1 protein-coding gene is annotated in these 521 nt (G+C 69.1%); it reads left to right on the top strand.

Going from position 1 to position 521, the window contains the following annotated elements; all coding sequences use genetic code 11:
* Positions 1 to 521, top strand: a 521-nt coding sequence (locus EKL94_RS22500) for a hypothetical protein (protein WP_185830085.1), incomplete at both ends; no start/stop codon positions are given.

The following is a 521-nucleotide window of genomic DNA, read 5'->3' as shown; positions in this document are numbered from 1 at the left end:
CCAGCGCCGGCGACATCCGCCAGCAGGGCGCCGTGCAGGTAGCGGGCGCCACCCGCCTGAGTGCCGGCGGTGACATCGACCTGCAGGCCGCTGGCAATCGTTTCGGTGATGCCGTGGCCGTGCAGGGTCGGCAGGTGGCATTGGCCAGCACCGACCCCCTGCAGCTGCTGGGGTTGACGGCGGACAGCCTGATCGCGCGCAGTGGTGGCCACTTGAGCCTGGGCACCGCCGGCATCGCAGGTAATGCCACGATCGAAGGGGCCTCCCTGCTGCTGGATGGAGCCACCATCGGCGGCACGCTGTTGGCGACTGCACACGCGGGTGCGATCCGCCAGGGAAGTGGGAGCCTGGCGATCGGCAACAACAGCCAGCTGACCGCCAGCACCGATATCGTGCTGGGCGGAACCGGCAATCAACTGGGCAGCGCACTGCAGGTACAGGGCCGTGACATCACCCTGTCCAGCAGCACGGCACTGGACGTCCAGCAGCTGCAGGCTGCGCGCGATGCTGTGCTGGCGGGT

Origin of the sequence: Stenotrophomonas maltophilia (assembly GCF_003970865.1) — a bacterium.
GTDB classification, from domain to species: domain Bacteria; phylum Pseudomonadota; class Gammaproteobacteria; order Xanthomonadales; family Xanthomonadaceae; genus Stenotrophomonas; species Stenotrophomonas maltophilia_AR.
This window is presented reverse-complemented; position numbering and strand designations above follow the sequence as displayed.